Annotated in this window: 21 protein-coding genes; 9 read left to right on the top strand and 12 right to left on the bottom strand. The window is 64.1% G+C overall.

Annotated elements, in window-relative coordinates; translation table 11 throughout:
* A complete protein-coding gene (locus CR103_RS09435; protein ID WP_099915755.1) occupies positions 1–702 on the bottom strand; it encodes a YggS family pyridoxal phosphate-dependent enzyme in 702 nt (233 codons plus the stop codon).
* 91 nt (positions 703–793) lie between these two features.
* Here CR103_RS09435 and CR103_RS09430 point away from each other — a divergent pair, with 91 nt between their 5' ends.
* The 4 genes from CR103_RS09430 to CR103_RS09415 all read left to right on the top strand — a co-directional run bounded on the left by CR103_RS09430 (position 794) and on the right by CR103_RS09415 (position 5,539).
* Positions 794–1,837: a type IV pilus twitching motility protein PilT gene (locus CR103_RS09430; protein WP_099915731.1), complete on the top strand. Its 1,044-nt coding sequence runs from the start codon at positions 794–796 to the stop codon at positions 1,835–1,837.
* Between the two features lie 28 nt (positions 1,838–1,865).
* Positions 1,866–3,002, top strand: a complete 1,137-nt coding sequence (locus CR103_RS09425) for a PilT/PilU family type 4a pilus ATPase (protein WP_099915730.1) — start codon at positions 1,866–1,868, stop codon at positions 3,000–3,002.
* A 10-nt stretch (positions 3,003–3,012) separates the two neighbouring features.
* A complete protein-coding gene (locus CR103_RS09420) occupies positions 3,013–3,492 on the top strand; it encodes a glutathione peroxidase (RefSeq protein WP_099915729.1) in 480 nt (159 codons plus the stop codon).
* Positions 3,493–3,595: 103 nt separating this feature from the next.
* Complete coding sequence (locus tag CR103_RS09415; RefSeq protein ID WP_099915728.1) at positions 3,596–5,539, top strand: hybrid sensor histidine kinase/response regulator; 1,944 nt, start codon at positions 3,596–3,598, stop codon at positions 5,537–5,539.
* A 2-nt stretch (positions 5,540–5,541) separates the two neighbouring features.
* Here the strand turns inward: CR103_RS09415 and glcF are convergent, their stop codons facing one another.
* The 4 genes from glcF to CR103_RS09395 all read right to left on the bottom strand — a co-directional run bounded on the left by glcF (position 5,542) and on the right by CR103_RS09395 (position 9,761).
* Positions 5,542–6,762: a glycolate oxidase subunit GlcF gene (gene glcF, locus CR103_RS09410; RefSeq protein WP_099915727.1), complete on the bottom strand. Its 1,221-nt coding sequence runs from the start codon at positions 6,760–6,762 to the stop codon at positions 5,542–5,544.
* Between the two features lie 14 nt (positions 6,763–6,776).
* Complete coding sequence (locus CR103_RS09405; protein WP_143752559.1) at positions 6,777–7,097, bottom strand: hypothetical protein; 321 nt, start codon at positions 7,095–7,097, stop codon at positions 6,777–6,779.
* 46 nt (positions 7,098–7,143) lie between these two features.
* Positions 7,144–8,217: a glycolate oxidase subunit GlcE gene (glcE, locus tag CR103_RS09400; protein WP_099915725.1), complete on the bottom strand. Its 1,074-nt coding sequence runs from the start codon at positions 8,215–8,217 to the stop codon at positions 7,144–7,146.
* A 62-nt stretch (positions 8,218–8,279) separates the two neighbouring features.
* Complete coding sequence (locus CR103_RS09395; RefSeq protein ID WP_099915724.1) at positions 8,280–9,761, bottom strand: FAD-linked oxidase C-terminal domain-containing protein; 1,482 nt, start codon at positions 9,759–9,761, stop codon at positions 8,280–8,282.
* Positions 9,762–9,826: 65 nt separating this feature from the next.
* Here CR103_RS09395 and CR103_RS09390 point away from each other — a divergent pair, with 65 nt between their 5' ends.
* Complete coding sequence (locus CR103_RS09390) at positions 9,827–10,381, top strand: cob(I)yrinic acid a,c-diamide adenosyltransferase (RefSeq protein ID WP_099915723.1); 555 nt, start codon at positions 9,827–9,829, stop codon at positions 10,379–10,381.
* A gap of 98 nt (positions 10,382–10,479) precedes the next feature.
* Here CR103_RS09390 and dxs read toward each other — a convergent pair whose 3' ends face one another.
* Genes dxs through CR103_RS09375 form a run of 3 tightly spaced genes read right to left on the bottom strand, consistent with a single transcriptional unit; the run spans position 10,480 to position 13,523 of the window.
* Positions 10,480–12,351, bottom strand: a complete 1,872-nt coding sequence (dxs, locus tag CR103_RS09385) for a 1-deoxy-D-xylulose-5-phosphate synthase (protein ID WP_099915722.1) — start codon at positions 12,349–12,351, stop codon at positions 10,480–10,482.
* Entirely contained in the window at positions 12,352–13,248 is an 897-nt protein-coding gene (locus CR103_RS09380; RefSeq protein ID WP_099915721.1) for a polyprenyl synthetase family protein, read from the bottom strand.
* The gene (locus CR103_RS09375; protein WP_099915720.1) at positions 13,245–13,523 is read right to left on the bottom strand and encodes an exodeoxyribonuclease VII small subunit; all 279 of its coding nucleotides are present in this window, start codon (positions 13,521–13,523) and stop codon (positions 13,245–13,247) included. Before CR103_RS09375 ends, CR103_RS09380 begins: the two co-directional genes overlap by 4 nt.
* A 418-nt stretch (positions 13,524–13,941) precedes the next feature.
* On the opposite strand from CR103_RS09375, the gene CR103_RS09370 reads away from it, so the two are divergent.
* The 3 genes from CR103_RS09370 to CR103_RS09360 are packed head-to-tail and all read left to right on the top strand — an operon-like array spanning position 13,942 to position 16,870.
* A complete protein-coding gene (locus CR103_RS09370) occupies positions 13,942–15,048 on the top strand; it encodes an aromatic ring-hydroxylating oxygenase subunit alpha (RefSeq protein WP_099915719.1) in 1,107 nt (368 codons plus the stop codon).
* A gap of 7 nt (positions 15,049–15,055) precedes the next feature.
* A complete protein-coding gene (locus tag CR103_RS09365; RefSeq protein ID WP_099915718.1) occupies positions 15,056–15,979 on the top strand; it encodes a DMT family transporter in 924 nt (307 codons plus the stop codon).
* A gap of 27 nt (positions 15,980–16,006) precedes the next feature.
* Complete coding sequence (locus CR103_RS09360) at positions 16,007–16,870, top strand: sulfurtransferase (protein WP_099915717.1); 864 nt, start codon at positions 16,007–16,009, stop codon at positions 16,868–16,870.
* A gap of 56 nt (positions 16,871–16,926) precedes the next feature.
* On the opposite strand, the gene CR103_RS09355 is transcribed toward CR103_RS09360, so the two are convergent.
* The 4 genes from CR103_RS09355 to polA form a co-directional block, all read right to left on the bottom strand.
* On the bottom strand, positions 16,927–17,748 hold the full coding sequence (locus CR103_RS09355) for a ZIP family metal transporter (protein WP_370659431.1): 822 nt from the start codon (positions 17,746–17,748) through the stop codon (positions 16,927–16,929).
* Between the two features lie 67 nt (positions 17,749–17,815).
* On the bottom strand, positions 17,816–17,959 hold the full coding sequence (locus tag CR103_RS22605; protein WP_180279342.1) for a hypothetical protein: 144 nt from the start codon (positions 17,957–17,959) through the stop codon (positions 17,816–17,818).
* 589 nt (positions 17,960–18,548) lie between these two features.
* Positions 18,549–19,763: a DUF4382 domain-containing protein gene (locus CR103_RS09350; protein ID WP_099915716.1), complete on the bottom strand. Its 1,215-nt coding sequence runs from the start codon at positions 19,761–19,763 to the stop codon at positions 18,549–18,551.
* 607 nt (positions 19,764–20,370) lie between these two features.
* Entirely contained in the window at positions 20,371–23,121 is a 2,751-nt protein-coding gene (polA, locus tag CR103_RS09345) for a DNA polymerase I (RefSeq protein WP_099915715.1), read from the bottom strand.
* Positions 23,122–23,311: 190 nt separating this feature from the next.
* Between polA and CR103_RS09340 the strand changes: the two genes are divergently transcribed.
* Positions 23,312–23,773, top strand: coding sequence for a hypothetical protein (locus CR103_RS09340; RefSeq protein ID WP_099915714.1), 462 nt, complete (start codon positions 23,312–23,314; stop codon positions 23,771–23,773).
* The last annotated feature ends 24 nt before the right edge of the window (positions 23,774–23,797 follow it).

Here is a 23,797-nt window from a genome sequence, read left to right as displayed (position 1 = left end):
TTAATCATGATTGCGTAATCCAAAAATGGCGCTGCCGACGCGCACGATGGTGGCGCCTTCGGCAATCGCCGCGGCCATGTCGGCCGACATCCCCATCGACAGCGTGTCGAGCTCGAGGCCGCCCGCGCGCAGGGCGTCGGCCAGTGCGCGCAAGCGGGCAAAAGCGGCGCGCTGCCGGGCGGCGTCGATCTCGGGCTCGGGAATTGCCATCAGGCCGCGCAAGGTAAGGTTCGGCAGCAGCGCCACCTGGCGCGCCAGTTCCGGCAGTTCGCCTGGCGCCACGCCGCTCTTGCTCGCCTCGCCGCTGATGTTGACCTGGATGCACACGTTCAGCGGCGCCATGCCGGCCGGGCGCTGCTCGGACAGGCGCTGGGCGACCTTCAGCCGCTCGACCGTATGGACCCAGTCGAAACTGGCCGCGATCGGCCGCGTCTTGTTGCTTTGAATCGGGCCGATGAAGTGCCATTCCACCGGCTCGGCCGGCACGGCGGCCTTGATGTCGGCGATCTTGTCGAGCGCCTCCTGCAGGTAGTTTTCGCCAAAAGCGTGCTGGCCGGCGGCGATCGCCTCGAGCACTTGCGCCGCGGGGAAGGTCTTCGACACCGCCAGCAGTTGGACTGCAGCCGGGTCGCGCCCGCAAGCCTTGCTGGCGGCCTGAATAGCCGTAGCGACAGCTTGCAGTTTGTGGGCGATTGTGGACATAATCATTGTCAGTGGGAAATTAAACAGGTCGAGTCGATGCAAAACGTGCACACTTGCGGCACGCGCCCATTTTACGGCACAGGGATTATAAATGGACATCTCCGAATTACTCGCATTCTCCGTCAAGAACAAGGCTTCCGACCTGCACCTGTCGTCCGGCCTGCCGCCGATGATCCGGGTGCACGGCGACGTGCGCCGCATCAACCTGCCGCCGCTGGAGCACAAGGATGTCCACGGCATGATCTATGACATCATGAACGACGGCCAGCGCAAGCAGTACGAAGAAGTGCTCGAATGCGACTTCTCGTTCGCCATTCCCGGCCTGGCGCGCTTTCGCGTCAACGCGTTTAACCAGGAACGCGGCGCCGCCGCCGTGCTGCGCACGATTCCGTCGAAGATCCTCAGCCTGGAAGAACTGAACGCGCCGAAGATTTTCGCCGAACTGGCGATGCGCCCGCGCGGCCTGGTGCTGGTCACCGGCCCGACCGGCTCGGGCAAGTCGACCACCCTGGCGGCGATGGTCAACCACCTCAACGAAAACGAGTACGGCCACATCCTGACGATCGAAGATCCGATCGAATTCGTCCACGACTCCAAGAAGTGCCTGATCAACCAGCGCGAAGTGGGCCCGCACACGCTCTCGTTCAACAACGCGCTGCGCTCGGCGCTGCGCGAAGACCCGGACTGCATCCTGATCGGCGAACTGCGCGACCTCGAAACGATCCGCCTGGCCTTGTCGGCGGCCGAGACCGGCCACCTGGTGTTCGGCACGCTGCACACTTCCTCGGCCGCCAAGACGATCGACCGTATCGTCGACGTTTTCCCGGCCGATGAAAAAGAGATGGTGCGCGCGATGCTGTCGGAGTCCTTGCAGGCGGTGGTCTCGCAGACCCTGCTCAAGACCAAGGACGGCAGCGGGCGCGTGGCGGCGCACGAAATCATGATCGGCACGCCGGCAATCCGCAACCTGATCCGCGAATCGAAGATCGCCCAGATGTATTCGGCAATCCAGACCGGCAGCAACGTCGGCATGCAGACGCTCGATCAGAACCTGACAGACTTGGTGCGCCGCAATGTCATTTCGACCGCCGCCGCGCGCTCGGCCGCCAAAACTCCGGACAACTTCCCCGGTTAATTTTCAGATCATTTTTTCAGGAGCGCACGTGGAACGCGACCAGGCTACAAAATTCATGTTCGACTTGCTGCGCCTGATGGTCAGCAAGGGCGGCTCCGACCTGTTCATCACCGCCGGCTTCCCGCCGGCGATCAAGATCGATGGCAAGATGACGCCGGTGTCGAGCCAGCCGCTGGCGCCGTCGCACACGACCGATTTGGCGCGCTCGATCATGAACGACAAGCAGACCGCCGGCTTCGAGCTGACCCGTGAAGCGAACTTCGCCATCAGCCCGGGCGACCTGGGGCGTTTTCGCGTGTCGGCCTTCGTCCAGATGGGCAGCGTCGGCATGGTGCTGCGGGTGATCACCACCACCATCCCCAGGCTCGAGGACCTCGATTTGCCGCCGATCCTGGCCGACATCATCATGGCCAAGCGCGGCCTGGTCATCATGGTCGGCGCCACCGGTTCGGGCAAGTCGACGACGATGGCGGCGATGGTCGGCTACCGCAACGAGAACAGCTACGGCCACATTATCACGATCGAAGACCCGGTCGAATTCGTCCACCCGCACAAGAACTGCGTGATTACCCAGCGCGAGGTCGGCGTCGACACCGACAGTTTCGAGGTGGCGCTGAAAAATTCGCTGCGCCAGGCGCCGGACGTAATTCAGATCGGCGAAATTCGCGACCGCGAAACGATGGAACACGCGATCTCGTTCGCCGAAACCGGCCACCTGTGCCTGGCAACGCTGCACGCCAACAGCGCGAACCAGGCGATCGACCGCATCATCAATTTCTTCCCGGAAGAGCGCCGCGCCCAGCTGCTGATGGACCTGTCGCTGAACCTGAAGGGCATGGTGTCGCAGCGCCTGATTCCGCGCAAGGAGTCGAAGGGGCGCGTGGTAGCAATCGAGATCATGCTCAATTCGCCGCTCATCTCCGACCTCGTGTTCAAAGGCCAGGTGCACGAGATCAAGGAAATCATGAAGAAATCGCGCGAACTGGGCATGCAGACGTTCGACCAGGCCCTGTTCGACCTGCATGAGGCGGACAAGATCAGTTACGAGGACGCGCTGCGCAATGCCGACTCCGTCAACGACCTGCGCCTGGCCATCAAGCTCAATGGCAAGGACGCGAAAAACCGCGACCTGTCGGCCGGCACCTCTCACCTGGGCATCGTGTAATCTTGTGACCATGAACATTTTCGATTACAGCGCCATTGGCTTGACGGGTGAACCGGTCGACCTGTCTCGATACAAGGGCAAGGTGCTGCTGATCGTAAACACCGCCAGCGCCTGCGGCTTCACGCCGCAATACAAGGGCCTCGAACAGGTCTACCGGCAATTCAGGGACCAGGGCGTGGTGGTGCTCGGCTTCCCGTGCAACCAGTTCGGCGGCCAGGAGCCGGGCGACGAAGCGGCCATCGGCGCTTTCTGCGAAAAGAACTACGGCGTGACGTTCCCGCTGTTCGCCAAGATCGACGTCAACGGCAGCGACGCCGATCCGCTGTTCACGCAGCTCAAGAAGGACGCCCCTGGCCTGCTCGGCACCGAGGCAATCAAGTGGAACTTCACCAAGTTTTTGGTCGGGAAGGACGGCAAAGTGGTCACGCGCTTCGCGCCTTCGACCAAACCGGAAGCACTGACCGGCGCCATTGAAAAGCTGCTGACCTGACATCGCCCGGCCCGCCGGGCGCGCGCCGCACTGAACAGGCCGCCTGATTGTTTTTGCGCTATGATTCCCGGTAACATACCGAACAGCGAAGCGCGCGGCAGCCATGGATTCGACCACTTCCCCAGATCCCACCCAGGACGTCAAAGCGCCGTCGACCTCCGGCGGCGCCATCAACATGGACTGGGCCTTCGAGCAAAGTCCCGACTGCATCAAGATCATGGGCGGCGACGGCAGCTTGCAGGCGATGAACCGCAACGGCCAGTGTGCAATGGAGATCGACGACTTCAACGCGGTGAAAGGCGAACTGTGGCCGGCCTTTTGGCCCGCGTCAGCGCGCCCGAAGCTGGCGGCGGCGATGGCGCGCGCGCTGCGCGGCGAATCCGGCCACTTCAATGCATTCTGCCCGACCGCCAAAGGCACGCCGAAATGGTGGGACGTGCTGGTTACGCCGATCATGGGCAGCGACGGCAAGGTCGCCAACCTGCTGACCGTGTCGCGCGACATCACCGAAGTACACCGCGCCGTCGAGCAGCAGCTCGAACTGGCGGCACGCCTCAAGTTCGCGCTCGAAGTGGCCCAGTTCGGCGAGTGGGATCTCGATCTCGAGACCCTGGCGGTGACCCGCACGCTGCGCCACGACCAGTGTTTCGGTTATACCGAAGCGGCGCCCGCCTGGACTGTCGACATCATGCTCGAGCACGTCCACCCGGCCGACCGCGCACGGGTGCATGCGGCGCTGCTGGCCGCCTTCGACGGTTCGCAGCCGGTGCGCTTCGAGGCCCGCGTGGTCTGGCCTGATAGCAGCATCCACTGGATCAGTTCGCACGGCAGTCTTTTTCGCAACATCGACAGCGATGGCCGGGCCGATCGCCTGATCGGCTTCGTCTGCGACATCACTGAACGCATGCGCACCACCGAGGCGCTGGAAAACGCCAGCCGCAACAAGGATGAATTTTTGGCGATGCTGGCGCACGAACTGCGCAACCCGCTCGCGCCCATCAGTGCCGCGGCCCAGATCCTGACCATGGGCCGCGCCGACGCCGCGCTCACCCGCAAGGCCGGCGCCATCATCGAACGCCAGGCCCGCCACATGAACCGCCTGCTCGACGACCTGCTCGACACCTCGCGCGTCACCCACGGCCTTGTGGCGCTGAACATGACCCGGCTCGATTTGAAACGCGTGGTGGCCGAAGCGATCGAACAGGCGCGCCCGATGATCGAGGACTGCCGGCACCGCTTCACCGTGCGGCTCGACCCGGCGCCGGCCTTCGTCATGGGCGACGACAAGCGCTTGGTGCAAGTCGTCGCCAACCTGCTCAACAACGCTGCAAAGTATACCCCGCGCGGCGGCAACCTGGCGCTGGAGGTGGCGTGCGACGGCGCAACAGCGCGCATCACCGTCACGGACGACGGCATCGGCATGGCGCCGGACACGCTGGGCAAGGCGTTCGAGCTGTTCTCGCAGGCGGCCCGTTCGTCCGACCGCGCTACCGGTGGGCTCGGGCTTGGCCTTGCCCTCGTCAAGAGCCTGGTGGAACGCCACCGCGGCGCCGTCAGCGCGCAAAGCGGCGGCAAGGGCTGCGGCAGCCAATTGGTCGTCACCTTGCCGTTGCTTGCCGCGCAAGCGCGGATGGCACCGTCACGGCAAGACAAAGCCGATGCCGCGCCGGTTGACGGCGCTCTTTGCCTGTTAATCGTCGACGACAACCGCGACGCCGCCGAAACGCTCGGCATGGTCCTCGGCGCGATGGGCCACGACATCCATGTGGCTTTCGGTGGCCATGACGCGCTGGCGCGGGTGGCCGCAATCCGGCCCGACGCCTGCCTGCTCGACGTCGGCCTGCCCGACATGAACGGCTACGAACTGGCGCGCCGCCTGCGGGCGCTGCCGGCAACCCGCGATGCGGCGATGATCGCCATCACCGGCTACGGCAGCAAGAGCGACCGCGAACATTCGGCCGGTGCCGGCATCGGGCACCACCTGACCAAGCCGGTCGATACTGACCAGCTAAGCCGGCTGCTGGCGCAGATTACAGCGAAGGCCTGACATTACGCCAGCGCGCGGTCGATCAGTTCGATCCAGTGCGTCACCGGCGTCGTCGTCCCCGACTGCAAGTGGGTCAGGCAGCCGATGTTGGCCGAGACGATTTCGTCGGCACCGGTAGCTGCCAGGTTCGCCAGTTTCCGGTCGCGCAGCGCGTGCGCCAGTTCCGGCTGCAACACCGAATAGGTGCCGGCCGAACCGCAGCACAGATGACTTTCGAAGCACAGCGTGACGTCGACGCCGGCCGCGCGCAGCACGCCCTCGACCTTGCCGCGGATCTGTTGGCCGTGCTGCAGCGTGCATGGCGGGTGATATGCGATGCGCTTGCTGATTTTGCCTTTCAGGCGGGCACCCAGCTCCGCTTCGAACTCGGGCATGATCTCGGACAGGTCGCGCGTCATGCTTGAAATACGCGCCGCTTTTTCCGCATATGCGCTGTCGTGCGCCAGCAGATGGCCGTAGTCCTTGACCGTCGCGCCGCAGCCGGATGCGTTCATCACGATCGCCTCGACCTGGTCTACCAGCGGCCACCAGGCGTCGATGTTGCGGCGCATGTCGTTTAGGCCGCCGTCCTGGTCGTTCAGGTGAAAGCGCAGCGCGCCGCAGCAGCCGGCCTTCGGCGCCACCACCAACTGCACGCCGAAGGCATCGAGCACGCGCGCGGTCGCCGTATTGATGTTCGGCGCCATCGACGGCTGCACGCAGCCTTCCAGCACCAGCATCTTGCGTGCATGGGTTCGGGTCGGCCATGCACCGGCGCCAGCGGTTGCCGGCAGCTTGTCCTGCAAATTTTTTGACAACAGCGGCCGCACCAGCTGGCCGGCCTTGAACGCCGGCTTGAAGATCCAGCTGCGCGGCAGCGACTCCTTGAGCAGGGTGCGGGTGAGGCGCTCGCCTGGCGGACGTCCCACCCGCTGGTCGACGATCTTGCGGCCGATGTCGACCAGCCGGCCGTACTGGACGCCCGACGGGCAGGTGGTTTCGCAATTGCGGCACGTCAGGCAGCGGTCGAGGTGGATCTGGGTCTTGCGGGTCGGCTCGGCGCCTTCCAGCACCTGCTTGATCAGGTAGATGCGCCCGCGCGGGCCGTCCAGTTCGTCGCCGAGCAGCTGGTAGGTCGGGCAGGTGGCGGCGCAAAAGCCGCAATGCACGCAGGCGCGCAGGATCGCTTCGGCTTCGTCGCCGTCGCGGGTGCCCTTGATAAAATCGGCAAGATTGGTTTGCATGGTCCTTGGTTTCTCTACTGGCGGCCCGGCGGGTTTGCTTTTTCGCTGACCCCGCGCTTGAGGTTTTCCCGGTCGCGTTCATATTGTTCAAAATTTGGCCCGATGCGCTTCAAGCACGCATTGCGCTCCTCGATCAACTTCATCCGGTTGCAGCGGTCGACATTGGCGTCCTGCCCGATATCATATAGCAGGCCGCAGCCGGAGGCCGACAGCATCACGGCAAGGTACAACAGGGCCGGCAGTTTCTTCATGGGGGCGAGCATCTTCGTTGAGGGAGCAACGATCATCGCCACCGGACGCACGGTGTTCAATGTTAATCCGGCAAGTGGCGCCATGCAGTCCTCTTGGCCCCGAATTTCGGTACAAATTTCAGTGCAAATTTCAATACATGCGGCCAGGGTTGAACACATGCGACGGATCGAAGGACGCCTTCAGGCGTTCATGAATCCGCGCGATCGCCGGCGCCAGCGGCTGGAACACGCCGACGCTCTTGTCGCCGCCGCGAAACAGCGTGGCGTGGCCGCCCACCGCCGTCACCGCACCGCGGATGTTGCGCGCGGTGGCGGCGTCGCTGCCGGCTTTCAGCCAGCGCTGGGCGCCGCCCCATTCGATCAGTTGCTCGCCCTTGAGGACGATGGCGCTGGCAGTCGACGGCACCGACAGGCGCCACAGGCTGTCCGCGCCATGGGCAGGAAAGCTGAAAAACGGGTGCTGCTGTTCGCGCAGGCCGGCCCAGAAGAGCGGGCCATCGGCCACCGCTTCGCCGCCGAACTGGCGTACCGCCGCCTCAACGGCGGCTTGCGCGCCGGCCAGGCGTACCGTCATGACGCCGTCATGCCAGCAACTGGCCGACAGCGGCAACGGCTGGCCGCCCCACTCGTTGAGGCGCCGGATGGCCTCGATTTCGGACAGTTCGAAGCGCAAAGTTGCTTCGCGCACCGCCAGCGGCAGCACCTTGACCGAGTGCTGCAGCATCAGGCCGAGCGTGCCCATGGAGCCAGCCAGCAGGCGCGAGACGTCGTAGCCGGCGACGTTCTTCATGACCTGGCCGCCGAAGGTGAGTACGTCGCCCTTGCCGTCCATCAGGACTGCGCCGAGCACGAAGTCGCGCACTGCGCCGCTGGTGGCGCGGCGCGGGCCCGACAAGCCGGCCGCGACCACGCCGCCGAACGTGGCGGCGTCGCCAAAATGGGGCGGCTCGAACGCGAGCATCTGCTGGCGCGCGGCCAGCGCCGCCTCGATCTCGACGAGCGGCGTGCCGCAACGCGCGGTGATCACGAGTTCAGTCGGCTCGTAGTCGACGATACCGCAATACTCGCGCGTGTCGAGAATGTCGCCATCGAAGGCCTGGCCGTACCAGTCCTTGGTGCCGCCGCCGCGAATGCGCAGCGTTTGCCTGGCCGCTGCCGCCGTCAGCACCTGGTCGCGGAATTGTTCGATTTTCTGTTCTAGCATCGCGTTGTCACTTTGTTGTCATCCCGTTGTCATGCCGTCTTCATACCGTCTTCATGCCGTCGTCAAAACCGCGCCAGCTCCGCGAACGGCAGCACGCCGCCGGAAACGCGCATCTTGCCGAATTCGGCGCACCGGTTCAGGGTCGGAATCGCCTTGTCGGGATTGAGCAGGAACGCCACATCGAAAGCGCGCTTCACAGCGAAAAAAGCGTCCAGCTCGGCCCTGCTGAACTGGATGCACATCGAATTGATTTTTTCTTTGCCGACCCCATGCTCGCCGGTGATGGTGCCGCCCACTTCGACGCACAAGGCGAGGATGTCGGCGCCGAACGCTTCGGCGCGGTCGAATTCGCCCGGCTGGTTGGCGTCGAACAAAATCAGCGGATGCAAATTGCCGTCGCCGGCGTGGAACACGTTGGCGCAGCGCAGGCCGTATTGCACTTCCATCGCCTCGATGCCAATTAAAACCTGGGCCAGCTTCTTGCGCGGGATGGTGCCGTCCATGCAGTAGTAATCGGGCGAGATACGGCCCGCCGCCGGAAAGGCGTTCTTGCGGCCGGACCAGAATTTCATCCGCTCCGCTTCGGTTTGCGACACGGAGATCGCGATGGCGCCGGCCGCTTCCAGCACCAGCGTCATGCGTTCGATTTCCTCGTCCACTTCGATCGCGGTACCATCGGCTTCGCACAGCAAAATGGCGGCGGCGTCGATGTCGTAGCCGGCCTTGACGAACGGCTCGACCATGCGCGACGAGGTACGGTCCATCATCTCGAGTCCGGCCGGGATGATGCCGGCGGCAATCACGCTGGCCACTGCGTTGCCGCCGGTGACGACGTCGCCGAACGAGGCCATGATGACGCGCGCCGATTGCGGCTTGGGCACCAGCCTGACCGTCACTTCGGTGACGATGCCGAGCATGCCTTCGGAGCCGATGAAGACCGCCAGCAGGTCCAGGCCGGGCGCATCGAGCGCATCGCCGCCCAGTTCAAGGATCTCGCCGTCGATGGTGGCGACCCGCACGCGCAGCACGTTGTGCACGGTCAGGCCGTATTTGAGGCAGTGCACGCCGCCCGAATTTTCCGCCACGTTGCCGCCGATGGTGCAGGCGATTTGCGAGGACGGGTCGGGCGCGTAATACAGGCCGAGCGGCGCCGCCGCTTCCGAGATGGCCAGATTGCGCACGCCCGGCTGGACAACGGCGGTGCGCGCGTACTGGTCGACGCGCACGATGCGGTTCAGCCGCGCGGTGGAGACGACGACACCGTCGGCGATCGGCAGCGCGCCGCCCGACAGGCCGGTGCCGGCGCCGCGCGGCACGATCGGCACCTTCAGCTCGCGGCAGATATTGAGGATCGCCAGCAATTGCTCCTCGCTGTCGGGCAGGGTGACGACCATCGGCAGCTGGCGGTAGGCGGCCAGGCCGTCGCATTCGTACGGACGAGTGTCTTCCGGGTCGGACAGCACGCAGCGCTCCGGCAGAACGGCGCGCAGGGCGCTGGCAACCTGCTGCCGGCGGACGGGATCGATAGGGATTGGCTGTGACATGGAGCAATTGTACCGGATCGGCGTTTTAACGTATCCTCGACGTATTAAACACTAAGGGACACATCATGGGCAACCGGCTTTCAAAAATCGCCACGCGGACCGGCGACAAGGGTACCACCGGGCTGGGCGACGGCAGCCGCGTCGACAAAGACAGCGCGCGTATCGCCTCGTTGGGCGACGTCGACGAGCTCAACAGCTTCGTCGGGCTGCTGCTGTGCGAGCCGATGCCGGCCGAACTGCGCGAGGAGCTGATCACGATCCAGCACGACCTGTTCGACCTTGGCGGCGAGCTGTGCATCCCGGGCTATCAGCTCATCACCGACGCGCACGTGATCCGGCTCGACGACCTGCTGGAAAAATACAATGCCGATTTGCCGGTGCTGCAGGAGTTTATCCTGCCGGCCGGCGCGCGCGCGGCGTCGATCGCGCACGTCTGCCGCACCGTGTGCCGGCGCGCCGAGCGCAGCATCGTGACCTTGGGGAAGGCCGAAGCGATCAACGAGCATCCGCGGCAGTACGTCAACCGGCTGTCGGACTTGATGTTCGTGTTGTCGCGGGTGTTGAACCGGTTTGCGGGAGGGACTGATGTGCTGTGGCAGCATGAGCGCAAGCGCGGGTAGTTTGCAGGCAAATGCGATTCCCGCCTGCGCGGGAATGACGTTGCGACGGCAAACGAATCAAGTTGCGGACAGACCGTTAGCCCTTAGTTAGCTAATAGTTAGCTATTATTCACCACCAGCCTCGGCACCGCCGCCCCAAACCGCTGGCGGACCGAGGCGGCAATGCCGGTGGCATCGAGCCCCACGCCGGCCAGCAAGCTCGCCGGGTCGCCATGGTCGATGAACTTGTCCGGCAAGCCGAGCATCAGGATCGGCTTGACGATGCCCTGGGTGGCCAGTGCCTCGGCCACCGCGGCGCCCGCGCCGCCCATGATGCAGCCCTCCTCCACCGTCACAAAATAGTCGTGCTCGCGCGCCAGCTGTTTGACCAGCTCGACGTCGAGCGGCTTGACGAAGCGCATGTTGGCCACCGTCGCATTCAGTCCGGCGGCCGCCGCGATGCTCGGGGCCACCATCGAACCGAAAGCGAGGATCGCCACGCCGGCGCCGTTGCGCTTGATCTCGCCCTTGCCGATCTCGATCGAGGTCAGTTCCTGGTCGATGAGCGCGCCAATGCCGGCGCCGCGCGGATAGCGCACCGCCGCCGGGCCGTCGTAGTGAAAGCCGGTGGTGAGCATGCGGCGGCATTCGTTCTCGTCGGAGGCGGCCATCACCACCATGTTCGGGATGCAGCGCAGGAAAGCCATGTCGTAGTTCCCGGCGTGGGTAGCGCCGTCGGCGCCTACCAAGCCGGCTCTATCGAGGGCGAACGTCACGTCCAGGTTCTGCAGCGCGACGTCGTGGATCAACTGGTCGTAGGCGCGCTGTAAAAACGTCGAGTAGATCGCCACTACCGGTTTCAGCCCTTCGGTGGCCAGGCCTGCGGCGAACGTCACCGAATGCTGCTCGGCGATGCCGACGTCGAAATAGCGCTCCGGATACTGCTGCTCGAAACGCACCATGCCGGAACCTTCGCGCATCGCCGGCGTGATGCCGACCAGGCGCTTGTCGCTTGCCGCCATGTCGCACAGCCAGTTGCCGAACACTTCGGTGTAGGTGACCTTGCCGGCCTTGGCCGGCGCGATGATGCCTTCGGTCGGATTGAATTTGCCGGTGCCGTGGTACAGGATCGGCTCGGCCTCGGCCAGCTTGTAGCCCTGGCCTTTCTTGGTCACCACGTGAAGGAACTGCGGCCCCTTGAGTTTCCTGATGTTTTCCAGCGTCGGGATCAACGATTCGAGGTCGTGGCCATCGATCGGGCCGATGTAGTTGAAACCGAATTCCTCGAACATCGTGGCCGGCACCACCATGCCCTTGGCGTGTTCCTCGAGACGCTTGGCCAGCTCGCGCACGGGACCGGGCAGCACCGACTTGCCGACCGTCTTGGCGGCGGCGTAGAACTGGCCCGACATCAGGCGCGCCAGGTAGCGGTTGAGCGCACCGACCGGCGGCGAGATCGACATGTCGTTGTCGTTGAGGACCACCAGCAGGTTGACGTCTTCCTGCACGCCGCCGTTGTTGAGCGCTTCGAAGGCCATCCCGGCCGTCATCGAGCCGTCGCCGATGACGGCGACGGCGTGGCGGTGCTCGCCCTTGATCTTGGCCGCCTGCGCCATGCCCAGCGCGGCCGAGATCGAGGTCGACGAGTGAGCGGTGCCGAAGGTGTCGTACTCGCTCTCGTCGCGCTTCGGAAAGCCGGAGATGCCGTCGAACTGGCGCAAGGTGTGCATGCGTTCGCGCCGGCCGGTAAGGATTTTGTGCGAATAGGTCTGGTGGCCGACGTCCCACACGATGCGGTCGTGCGGGGTGTTGAATACGTAGTGCAGCGCGATCGTCAGTTCGACCGTGCCGAGGTTGGACGACAGGTGCCCGCCGGTCCTGGAAACCGAATCGAGCAGGTACTGGCGCAATTCGTCGGCCAGCGGCGTCAGTTGGCTGCGCGACAGCTTGCGCAGTTCGGCCGGTTCATTGATTGTCTCTAGCAGTTTCATTTACGCTTTCCGCTGCACGATGAGGTCGGCGAGTTCGCGCAACCTCAGTGCCTTGTCCCCAAACGGCGCCAGCGCGTCATGCGCCGCTCGCCTCAATTTTTCCGCCAGCAAAATCGATTCGTCCAGCCCCAGGATCGAAACATAGGTCGGCTTGTTGGCGGCGGCGTCCTTGCCGGCGGTCTTGCCCAGCGTGGCCGAATCGGCGGTCGCGTCGAGCACGTCGTCGACCACCTGGAAGGCCAGCCCGATCGCATTCGAATAAGTGTCCAGCGCGGTTAGCTCAACGGCGTCGACATCCCGCCCGGCGAGCGCGCCGAGCAGCACCGATGCGCGCAGCAAGGCGCCGGTTTTCAGCTGGTGCATCCGCTCGAGCTGCTTGAGCGTCAGGCTGACGCCGACGCTGGCCAAATCGATCGCCTGGCCGCCGCACATGCCGGCCGGGCCGGCGGCGTGGGCCAGTACGCGCAGCATCGCCACCAGCCGCGCCGGCGCGATCGAGGCATCGTCGGCCAGCACCGCGAAAGCCTGGGCCTGCAACGCGTCGCCGACCAGCAGCGCGGTCGCTTCGTCGTAGGCCATGTGCACCGTCGGCTTGCCACGCCGCAGCGCGTCGTCGTCCATGCACGGCATGTCGTCGTGCACCAGCGAATAGGCGTGGATCATCTCGACGGCCGCCGCGGCGCGCGCCAGCGTTTCGAGGTCGGCGTTAAACAGGCCGCCGGCGGCGAACACCAGCAGCGGGCGTACCCGCTTGCCGCCGCCCAGCACGCTGTAGCGCATCGCCTCGTGCAGCCGGGCCGGTTCGCGCCCTGCTGCCGGCAGCAGGGCGCCAAGCGCCTCTTCGACGTGCACCTGCACCGTGGTCATCCAGCCGTCGAACGACGCCAACAGCGTCATTGCATCGCCTCGTCGATGCCTTCGGCGGCGAACGGCTTGAGCATGTCGCCTTCCAGCACCTTGACCTGCGATTCGACTTTTTCGAGTTGAAAGGCGCAGTACTTGACCAGTTCCGAACCGCGCGCGTAGGCCACCACCGACGCCTCCAGCGGCAGCTGGCCCGATTCCATCCGGGTGACCAACTGCGCCAGTTCGGCCATCGCCTGTTCAAACGATTCGGGAGCCGCCGATTCGGGAGCCGCCGCACCGGCCGGCGCTAATGTTTTGTTTGCCATAGTTACTTACTTCATGGTTACTGACTTTTAGGGTACTTCGAGAAAACGCCAATCTGCGAGGTAAGCCGCGCACCTGCGTTCAACCGCGTGAAACCGGGCCGCGCACCTTGGGCGACAGCGTTCAGCCTGAATCCTTATTCTAAAACAATCCGTCCTGTTCGGTGACGACACTTGGCCTTTGCCGGCCGCCACGCCCGCCGACATTTTATCGCAATCGGTCGTCCCCCTATGAAACCCATGTTCCAGCGGCATTTTTCTTACCGTTCCGCACCACATTCCCGTGCCAGCCCACGACTGCAGGGCTGGTTCCACGGTATAATCGCCGGTTATGTCCGAAATACCGTATTGCGCAGGAAAAATACTGGTCTTTGGATTCTTTCTCTTCTTTTGCTTAAAGCTCTTTTAAAGGGGGGTTGGGATGTCCGATCTGGCTACCCACGCCAAGCTGGCGCGCCCGTGCGCGCAGCTTCCGGTAGATGTCTACTTTGACGACGCGCTCCAAAAGCGCGAGATGGAACTGTTATTCCAGGCCGGTCCGCGCTATGTCGGGCACGAACTGATGGTGCCCGAGGTCGGCGATTTTGCCACGCTTGCTGCCGAGAACGAAGGCCGCATGCTGGTGCGCAACGCCGACGGCATCGAGGTGCTGTCGAACGTCTGCCGCCACCGCCAGGCGCTGATGAACAATGGCCGCGGCAACGCCAGCAATATCGTCTGCCCGCTGCACCGCTGGACCTACGACCTCAAGGGCGAGCTGATCGGTGCGCCGCATTTTGCCGAGACGCCGTGCCTGCACCTGTCGAAAACGCCGCTGCAAAACTGGAACGGCCTGCTGTTCGAGCAGAACGGCTACAACGTCATGGAAAAACTGGCGCAACTGTCGGTGACGAAGGACTTCGATTTTTCCGGCTACATGTTCGACCACGTCGAGGTGCAGACCTGTAACTACAACTGGAAGACCTTCATCGAGGTCTATCTCGAGGATTACCACGTCGAGCCGTTCCACGCGGGCCTGGGCGGCTTTGTCAGCTGCGACGATTTGCGCTGGGAATTCGGCCGCGACTACTCAGTGCAGACGGTCGGGGTCAACCGCGGGCTGCAGCATTCGGGCTCGCCGGCCTACCGCCGATGGCAGCAGCAGGTGCTCAAGTTCCGCGGCGGCGTCCCGCCCGAAAACGGCGCGATCTGGTTCACCCTGTACCCGAACATCATGGTCGAGTGGTATCCGCACGTGCTGATCGTCTCGACCCTGTGGCCGAGCGGCCCCCAGCAGACGCGCAACGTCGTCGAGTTCTACTATCCCGAAGAAATCGTGCTGTTCGAACGGGAATTCATCGAAGCCGAGCGCGCCGCCTACATGGAGACCTGCGTCGAGGACGACGAAATCGCCATGCGGATGGACGCCGGGCGCCGCGTGCTGATGGCGCGCGGGGTCAGCGAAACCGGACCCTACCAGTCGCCCATGGAGGACGGCATGCAGCACTTCCACGAGTGGTATCGCAGTCACATCGACGTGCAAGCTTAAGGACCCGATGGCCTCGTTGTGGATGTTGTGCGCCGCCTTGCTGTTTTCCGTGATGGGAGCCTGCGTCAAGCTGGCGTCGGTTACCTTCTCGATATCCGAAATCGTCATGTACCGCGGCCTGATCGGCGTCGTCATGCTGGCGCTGCTGGTGCTCCAGCGCGGCGGCAGCCTGCGCACCGCGGTGCCGCGCGAGCATGCCTGGCGCGGCCTGGTCGGCGTCGTCTCGCTATGGCTGTGGTTTTACGGGATCTCGAAGCTGCCGCTGGCGACCGCCGTCACGCTGAACTACATGTCGCCGATCTGGATGGCGGCCTTCCTGTTCTGCGCCGGCTGGTGGCATGCCAAGGACCACGTCGAATGGCCGTTGCTCGGCGCCATCCTGCTCAGTTTTATCGGCGTCATCCTGGTGCTGCAACCGGCCTTCGAAGCGCGCCAGTGGATCGGCGCCGCCACTACCCTGTTTTCCGGCATGCTGTCGGCCGCCGCCTACCTGCAGGTGCGCCGACTGGGCCAACTGGGCGAACCGGAATACCGGGTAGTGTTCTATTTTGCGATGATGAATTTGCTGGCGGGCCTGGCCGGCAGCGCCACCACGGCGGCCGATCCGGCCATCGACACCTGGCATGCGCTCGACCTGCGCGGCGCCACCCTGCTGCTGACGATGGGCGTGACGGCCACCCTGGCGCAGATGGCGATGACGCGCGCCTACGCCATCGGCAAGACGCTGGTGGTGGCCAACCTGCAGTACACCGGCATCGTTTTCGCGAGCCTTTTGGGCATGCTGCTGTGGGGCGATCGCTTCGACTGGCACGTCTGGCTCGGCATGGCGGTCATCCTCGGCTCGGGCCTGGCTGTCACCTATTACAATACCCGCAAGACCGAGCGCGGCACGGCGGTCGAGACGACCGATCCCATCGCCAGCGAAACCTAGCGAAATTTAGTTCAACCCGAGGGCGCCATGTACACGACATTGATCACCGCAAGCGAACTGGCCGGACGTAGCGAGGACCCAAAGCTGGTCGTCGTCGACTGCCGGCACGACCTGATGAACCTCGCCGCCGGCGCCGACGGCTATGCCATCGGGCATCTCCCGGGCGCCGTCTTCGGCGACATGGAAACGGCGTTGTCCGGCTCAAAAATCGGCGCCGACGGCCGGTTTCGCGGACGCCATCCGCTGCCCGAACGGGTCGCGCTGCTCGCTACCTTGCGCGACTGGGGCGTCGACGACGACTCCCAGGTGGTGGCCTACGACGCCCACGGCGGCATGTTCGCCGCCCGCCTGTGGTGGCTGCTGCGCTGGCTCGGCCATCCGGCGGTGGCGGTGCTCGACGGCGGCCTGGCGGCATGGCAGTCGCAGGCATTGCCGATGACGGCGGCGGTGCCGGTCCGGCCGCGCGGCGACGTCAAAGAGCGTGCGCCTTTGGTGCGGACCGTGTCGGCCGATGATGTGCTGGCCAATGTGCTGGCCAACATCGGCACGGAGCAATTGACCGTCGTCGACGCCCGCGCACCCGACCGCTTCCGCGGCGAGAACGAGACCATCGACCCGGTGGGTGGCCATATCCCGGGCGCGAAGAACCGGTTTTTCAAGGACAATTTGCAGCCTGACGGCCGCTTCAAGGACGCCGGCCAGCTCAACGCCGATTTCGCCGCACTGGTTGCCGACCCGGCCAAGGCCGTGATGCAGTGTGGCTCCGGCGTCACCGCCTGCCACAACCTGCTGGCGCTCGAACTCGCCGGCATGCCTGGCGCGGCGCTGTACCCGGGGTCGTGGAGCGAGTGGTGCGCCAATCCGGCGCGGCCGGTGGCGATGGGAGGCTGACCGGAATCTGGTCACCGCAGGGGTCTGACCCAGACGACGGGTCAGACCCCGTAGCGTCAGTGGCCGCGCGTCAAAAACAGCACGATCACGACGCCAAGGCCGATCAAAAGCACTTGCGGAATCGACTCGCGCACCGTGGCGCGGCGCTGCATCTGCGGCATCAGGTCGCTCACCGCGATGTAGATGAAGCCGGAAGCGGCAAACACCAGCACATACGGAATCATCCCGCTGGCGCGATCGAGCGTGAAGTAGCCGAGCAAGCCGCCCGCCACCGCCATCAGGCTGCACAGCAGGTTGAATACATAGGCGCGCTTGCGCGTAAAACCGGCGTTGAGCAGCACGATAAAGTCGCCGATCTCCTGCGGAATTTCATGCGCGATGATCGCCAGCCCGGTGACCAGCCCGAGCTTCGGGTCGGCCAGGAAGGCCGCCGCGATCAGGATGCCGTCGGTGAAATTATGCATGCCGTCGCCGATCAGGATCATCCACCCCGCCCGCCCGGCTTCGCGCGCATCGTGCCCGTGGGCGTGATGGTGGCCGTCGCCTTCGTGATGGTGGGAGTGGCGCAGGATGGCGAATTTCTCCAGCATGAAAAAGCACAGCAGCCCGGCCAGCAAGGTGGCGAACAGGCTGCGCGGGTCGGCGCCCGACTCGAACGCTTCCGGCAGCGCGTGCAGCAAGGACGTCGACAGCATGATGCCGACCGACAGGCTGACCATGCGCTCGACTACCTTCGAGAGCAGCGCGAACGAAAACACCGCCGCGGCGGTGATGCTGAAAACGCCGGCGATGGTCGTCGCCAGCAGGATGGATATGAGAATCGGGTCGATGTGAATGCCTCGTGAACGCAGCGTTTTGCAATGCTTGCAACTGCGCATTGTACTGTACTCCAGAGGCGCCAACTAGCGCCCTGGCGAGCCCCCCGCCCTGCCGTGATGTAGTCGCTCAGTTGGGCACCGCCCGCAGGGTCGCGGTCACCCGCGTCGTATAGCCGGGGGCGCTCGCTGCAACCATGTACGAGGCAACCGACGGCGCAATGTCCGGCTGGGCCGCGAAGGCCAGCGATCCGGTCGCACTGTACAGCGCCAACTGGCGCCGTTGCGCATCTGCGCGATATTAATCCGGCGCGCCGGCTGCACGTCGATTTCTGTTCAGCCAGCCTCGCCTGAGGCGGCAGTTGCACTCATGTGAAAGTGCATTTTGGTGACGGTCATGTTGACGGCATCGAGCCCGCAGGCGGGCTCGTCGGCTATTGCCATGGCAACGGTGCCAAACATTACTGTTGGCGAGGGTGACGGCGCCGGGTTTGGATTGGACAGCGTAGGGAAGCTCCAGGTCGACGTAAATGGCTGATCGGCAACCGCCGGCACCGGAGCAGGAGGCGCCGCCGCCGCCGCCACAGCCACAAGCGGAAAGGGCTGCCAACGCAATCGCCGATAGAGTGAGGCAGCCCCGACGGCGGAAAGAAGTTTTCGTGGTGTATCCCTAAAATCGGTGAATGCGGAGCTCGAACAAGTGGAGCCCTGCCATACCGCCGATCTTATAGAGCGCGAAATATTTCCGTTCACAAACACACATTCAGAACAACCAAGTTAAAGAATAATTAACAAAAATGGTCGTCTTGCCCCCGCCAGACTGCCCCATCCATGGCGCAGCCTTGACAGCCCCTCGTTTTAATCTAAGGAATCAGCGCGAAGTTGACGTTCGACTGGCTGGCCGCCGAAATGTCGACCGTGGACACCGACTTGGCGGTATAACCGGTCGCCGAGGCATCAACCTTGTACTTGCCGGCGCCTGGCGTGGTGGTCAGGTTCTGGGTGAACACCAGCGGCAAGGTGGCGCTGTACATGGTGTACTGCGGCGCGGCGATTGGCAGCCTGGCCAGCGTGTAGGCGCCGCTCACCAGGTCGGCGCCCTGGTACTTGATCGTCACCGTCGGGCCGGCCGCGAACGACTGCTTGGCGGCGACGTAGGCCGGCTCGGTAGTGCTGGCAGGCGCCAGCGTCACGACGCCGCTGATCGAGCCGCTGGTGCTGGCGGCGAGGTTGATCGGCGCACTGGCGGTCGACAGCACGGTGTTGCTGCTGGTGGTCGCCACCGGCACGGCGGCGACCACCGACGCGGCGCGGTCGTCGGCCGTGATGACGACGTCGTAGTTACCCGGCACCAGGCGGGCAAGGAAGAATTCGCCGGTGGCGCTCGGCACGGTGGAGCTGACGATAACGCCGTTCTGCTGCGCCGATACCGTCACGTGGCTGGCCAGCAGCGCAGTGTTGATGACGCCCGAGATGCCGTTGATGGCGGTCGGGATGACCTTGACGACGGGTTTGAGCATGTATTTGCCGTTGCCGGTGGTATGCACCGACTTACAGGCGTCAAAGTCGAGCACGAGGTCGACGCGCTGGCCGGCGGCGATGTCGAATTCATTGACCAGCTTGATGCCCGATTGGGTCGCGCTTGGCGTTACCAGGCTCTGCTCGACGGTCGAACCGGTGGGGACGACGGAGTTGGCCAGGCCGGTGCCGGTGTTGGCGTCAAGGACCAGGCGCAACTGGGAATAGTGGCCGGGCGCGAGGCTTGTCTGGCCCAGCGCTTCGAGCACGCCGTTGGTCAGGTTGAGCAGGTTGATCTTCTTGGCCGGGCTGAGCGTGATGTCGGTCCAGCCGCCCTCCGTGTCGCTCGCCGACGCGCTCGCGTGGACCCGCACCTTGTTGACCGTGACGTTGACGGCGTCGAAACCGCAGGCCGGCGCGTCGGTCATCGACACGCCAAGCGTGCCCATGGTAGCGGTCGGCGCCGGCGCCGCTGCGCCGCCGCCGCCGCAGGCAACCAAGGTGGCCGCGGCGACGGCGGTAGTGGCGAACAAAGCGATACGGGAGAATGGTGCGTTCATGATGGTTGCCTCTTTATATTTTTTACGGTTAACGTCAAAACCTGCCAGCCTCAACTGCACTGTCATGACACCTTACTATCCATGAGGAAACTTATTCGTGCGCCACCGCGCTTTGAAACCTTCGCTTACACAAATTACACGGCAGCGTTGTCATTATGATCATTCCGCGTTGTATTTACGCACTGACATCAACTCATACCGCGCGCGCGACCCGGGCGATCTGCAGCGCCGAAGGCACCAGCGAAGCCCCGGGGTCAGGAAGCCCCGGGGTCAGTTCCGACATTCGGACACGACCTCAGCAGGCCCCGGGGGTCAGTTCCGGCCCTGGGGTCAGTTCCGCCCTGGGGTCAGTTCCGACATTCGGACACGACCTCAGCAGGCCCCGGGGGTCAGTTCCGGCCCTGGGGTCAGTTCCGCCCTGGGGTCAGTTCCGACATTCGGACACGACCTCAGCGCTATCAGAGGCAGCACGGATGGGGCCGTGTCCGAATGTCGGAACTGACCCCTGGGGAATTGGACTAGGGAACGGATGGGGCCGTGTCCGAATGTCGGAACTGCCCCCTGGGGAAGGAACTGCCCCCTGGGGAATTGGAACTGACTTTGGAGATCAGTGCGCTTCGTCCCAGTTCTTGCCGATGCCCACTTCGGCCAGCAGCGGCACCTTCAACGCGGCGACGCCGGCCATCAGTTCGGGCAGCTTCACTTTGACCAGATCGAGCTCGGCTTCCGGTACTTCCAGCACCAGTTCGTCGTGCACCTGCATGATCATGCGCGTGGCGAGGCCGTCGTTTTCGAGCCAGGTTTGCACGGCGATCATCGCCAGCTTGATCAGGTCGGCGGCGGTGCCTTGCATCGGCGCGTTGATCGCGGCCCGTTCGGCGCCTTGCCTGCGCGGGCCGTTCGGCGAATTGATCTCGGGCAGCCACAGGCGCCGGCCGAATACGGTTTCGACATAGCCGCGCGCCTTGGCTTGCAGGCGGGTGTCGTCCATGTACTGCTTGACGCCGGAAAAGCGGGCGAAATACTTGTCGATGTAGCTTTGCGCGGCGGCGCGCTCGACGCCCAGATTGCTGGCCAGGCCGAACGCGCTCATGCCGTAGATCAGGCCGAAGTTGATGACCTTGGCGTAGCGGCGCTGCTCGCCCTGCACGTCACCAGGGGCGACGCCGAAGATTTCGGCGGCGGTGGCGCGGTGGATGTCCTCGCCCTCGGCAAACGCGCGCAGCATCGCCGCGTCTTCCGAGATGTGCGCCATGATGCGCAATTCGATCTGCGAATAGTCGGCCGACACGATCACGTTGCCGGGACCGGCGATAAACGCTTCGCGGATGCGCCGGCCTTCCTTGGTGCGGATCGGGATGTTCTGCAGGTTCGGATCGTTCGACGACAAGCGCCCCGTCACCGCCACCGCCTGCGCGTAGTTGGTGTGGACCCGGCCGGTGGCGCGGTTGACCATTTTGGGAAGCTTGTCGGTGTAGGTCGATTTCAGCTTCGACATGCCGCGGTATTCGAGCAGGATTTTCGGCAGCGGAAAATCCTCGGCCAGCTTTTGCAGCACTTCCTCGTCGGTCGACGGCGCCCCGGTCGGCGTCTTTTTTATCACCGGCAGCTGCAGCTTGACGAAGAAGATTTCGCCGATCTGTTTGGGCGAGCCGAGGTTGAACGGGCCGCCGGCCAGCTCGTAGGCTTTTTGTTCGAGTTCCATGATGCGCGCGCCCAGTTCGCCCGATTGCACCTCGAGCAGCGCGGCGTCGATCAGCACGCCGTTGCGCTCGATTTTATGCAGCACCACCGAGGTCGGCAATTCGATGTCGCGGTAAATGTACGCCAGCTTCGGATCGCTCTCGACGTGGCCCTTCATTGTCTGGTGCAATCGCAAGGTGATGTCGGAATCCTCGGCGGCGTATTCGGTGGCGCGGGCAAGTTCGACCTGGTCGAAGCAGATCTGGCTGGCGCCCTTGCCGCACACTTCGACAAACGGGATCGTCGTGTAGCCGAGGTGGCGCAACGCCATGTTGTCCATGTCGTGGGGCTTGTGCGATTCGAACACGTAGGACTGCAGCAGCGTGTCGTGAACGATGCCGCGCAAGGTGACGCCGTGGTTGGCAAAGATGTGGCTGTCGTACTTGAGGTTTTGGCCAAGTTTAGGCTTGTCCGGATTTTCCAGCCACGGTTTCATCTTGGCCAGCACCAGTTCGCGCGGCAGTTGCTCGGTCACGCCGGCATAGCGGTGGGCGACCGGGATGTAGGCGCCCTTGCCGGCCTCGACGGAAAGCGAAATGCCGACCATTTGCGCCGTCATCGGTTCGAGCGACGTGGTTTCGGTGTCGACCGAGGTCAGCGCGGCGGTGTCGATCAGCGCCAGCCATTTGTCGAGCTGCTCTTCGGTGGTGACGGTTTCGTACTCGCCGCGGATGACCGGCACCAGTTGCGGCTCGCCGAACAAATCTCCCTCGGGCGAATTGAGGGCCGGCCCCTCGGCACGGCCGGCGTTCGGGCTGCCGACGATTTCCCTAAGCAGCGACTTGAAGCCATAGCGCTGGAAGAAATCGCGCAGGCCGTCCATGTTTTCCGGCTTGCCGACCAGCGAGTCGGCGATCGACACCATGTGTTCCGACAGGTCGCAGTCGATTTTGACGGTGATGAGCGCGCGGCCTTGCGGCAGCCATGCGAGCGCGCTGCGCAGGTTCTCGCCAACGGCGCCGCCAATGCTGCCGGCGTTTTGCATTACCCCCTCCAGGCTGTCGTGCGCGGCCAGCCATTTGAGCGCCGTCTTCGGGCCGCACTTCATGACGCCGGGGATGTTGTCGACGGTGTCGCCGATCAGCGTCAGGTAGTCGATGATGCGCCCGGGCGGCACGCCGAACTTGGCGATGACGCCGGCTTCGTCGAGTTTCTCGTTCGTCATCGTGTTGATCAGCGTGACGTTATCGTTGACCAGCTGCGCCAGGTCCTTGTCGCCGGTCGAAACGATGGTCTTCATGCCCATTCTCGTCGCCTGCACCGACAAGGTGCCGATGACGTCGTCTGCTTCGACGCCGTCGACCATCAGGATCGGCCAGCCCATCTGTTTTACCGCCTCGTGGATCGGCTCGATCTGCAGGCGCAGGTCGTCCGGCATCGAGGCGCGCGTGGCCTTGTACTCGGGATACATGTCATCGCGGAAGGTCTTGCCTTTGGCATCGAACACGCAGGCGATGTAGGCGGCCGGGTAATCGGCGCGCAGTCGGCGCAGCATGTTGACCATGCCGTGCATGGCGCCGGTGGGATGGCCGTCCGCGCTGCGCAAGTCCGGCAAGGCGTGGAAGGCGCGGTACAGGTAACTGGAACCGTCGACTAGCAAGAGAGTATTTTGCATGGTGCTAACTAAAAAGGGTGTGCCGGCAGAACCGGCGGAATGTCTGCCATTATCGCAGAATCGGGCTTGGAGAAAACGCAACAATGCGCAACGGCGTATGCTGTCCATGGGAGGACAAATTCGACACATTCCACTGGCGACGGTGTCGGTTTGTTACAATGGCAGATAACGAATGACAAGGTGAATCACCATGGCGCGCACCACTACTGTTGGAAAAATCCTGTTGCTGGGCATGCTGGCCTGCGCCAGCCTTGCCCAGGCGCAGCAGGCGCAGCAGGCGCAGCAGGCGCAACAATCGCAACAACCGTCCAGTTCGGCGCCGCCCAAGCTCGAACGCATCGAAGAAGGCACCGATACGCCGATCACGGTCACGCCGCAGCAGCGCGGCGGCGCCAAAATCAACGAGAAGCGCGAAGGCGGCCGGGTCACCGAAGTGCAAGTTACGACCGGCAAGAGCAGCTACACGATGAAGGGAGCGGTCCCGGGCTCCGTCGCGCAGACTGGCGACGCCACCGGCAGCACGCTGCGTCCGCCGCAATGGAAGGTGCTGGAATTTGACCTTTCCAAGAAGAAGCAAAAGGAAGGCGAGGATGCGGATGCTGCCACGGCCGACGCACCGCCGCCTCCTTTGCCAGCCCCAAACAAAAAATAAGCCATCGACGCACTGGCACGGCAC

It is taken from the genome of Massilia psychrophila, assembly GCF_002760665.1.
Taxonomy (GTDB): domain Bacteria; phylum Pseudomonadota; class Gammaproteobacteria; order Burkholderiales; family Burkholderiaceae_D; genus JAFCUW01.
The sequence above is the reverse complement of the archived record's forward strand: the minus strand, read 5'-3'. Positions and strand labels throughout refer to the sequence as shown.

Bases quoted from the DNA above. Each gene is read 5' to 3' on its own strand.
- CR103_RS09355 (WP_370659431.1), bottom strand. From the start codon at position 17,748: ATGCGCAGTTGCAAGCATTGCAAAACGCTGCGTTCACGAGGCATTCAC.
- CR103_RS09430 (WP_099915731.1), top strand. From the start codon at position 794: ATGGACATCTCCGAATTACTCGCATTCTCCGTCAAGAACAAGGCTTCC.
- CR103_RS09415 (WP_099915728.1), top strand. From the start codon at position 3,596: ATGGATTCGACCACTTCCCCAGATCCCACCCAGGACGTCAAAGCGCCG.
- CR103_RS09350 (WP_099915716.1), bottom strand. From the start codon at position 19,763: ATGAACGCACCATTCTCCCGTATCGCTTTGTTCGCCACTACCGCCGTC.
- CR103_RS09390 (WP_099915723.1), top strand. From the start codon at position 9,827: ATGGGCAACCGGCTTTCAAAAATCGCCACGCGGACCGGCGACAAGGGT.
- CR103_RS09380 (WP_099915721.1), bottom strand. From the start codon at position 13,248: ATGACGCTGTTGGCGTCGTTCGACGGCTGGATGACCACGGTGCAGGTG.
- glcF (WP_099915727.1), bottom strand. From the start codon at position 6,762: ATGCAAACCAATCTTGCCGATTTTATCAAGGGCACCCGCGACGGCGAC.
- dxs (WP_099915722.1), bottom strand. From the start codon at position 12,351: ATGAAACTGCTAGAGACAATCAATGAACCGGCCGAACTGCGCAAGCTG.
- CR103_RS09405 (WP_143752559.1), bottom strand. From the start codon at position 7,097: ATGGCGCCACTTGCCGGATTAACATTGAACACCGTGCGTCCGGTGGCG.
- polA (WP_099915715.1), bottom strand. From the start codon at position 23,121: ATGCAAAATACTCTCTTGCTAGTCGACGGTTCCAGTTACCTGTACCGC.
- CR103_RS09370 (WP_099915719.1), top strand. From the start codon at position 13,942: ATGTCCGATCTGGCTACCCACGCCAAGCTGGCGCGCCCGTGCGCGCAG.
- glcE (WP_099915725.1), bottom strand. From the start codon at position 8,217: ATGCTAGAACAGAAAATCGAACAATTCCGCGACCAGGTGCTGACGGCG.
- CR103_RS09365 (WP_099915718.1), top strand. From the start codon at position 15,056: ATGGCCTCGTTGTGGATGTTGTGCGCCGCCTTGCTGTTTTCCGTGATG.
- CR103_RS09395 (WP_099915724.1), bottom strand. From the start codon at position 9,761: ATGTCACAGCCAATCCCTATCGATCCCGTCCGCCGGCAGCAGGTTGCC.
- CR103_RS09420 (WP_099915729.1), top strand. From the start codon at position 3,013: ATGAACATTTTCGATTACAGCGCCATTGGCTTGACGGGTGAACCGGTC.
- CR103_RS09360 (WP_099915717.1), top strand. From the start codon at position 16,007: ATGTACACGACATTGATCACCGCAAGCGAACTGGCCGGACGTAGCGAG.
- CR103_RS09340 (WP_099915714.1), top strand. From the start codon at position 23,312: ATGGCGCGCACCACTACTGTTGGAAAAATCCTGTTGCTGGGCATGCTG.
- CR103_RS09435 (WP_099915755.1), bottom strand. From the start codon at position 702: ATGTCCACAATCGCCCACAAACTGCAAGCTGTCGCTACGGCTATTCAG.
- CR103_RS09375 (WP_099915720.1), bottom strand. From the start codon at position 13,523: ATGGCAAACAAAACATTAGCGCCGGCCGGTGCGGCGGCTCCCGAATCG.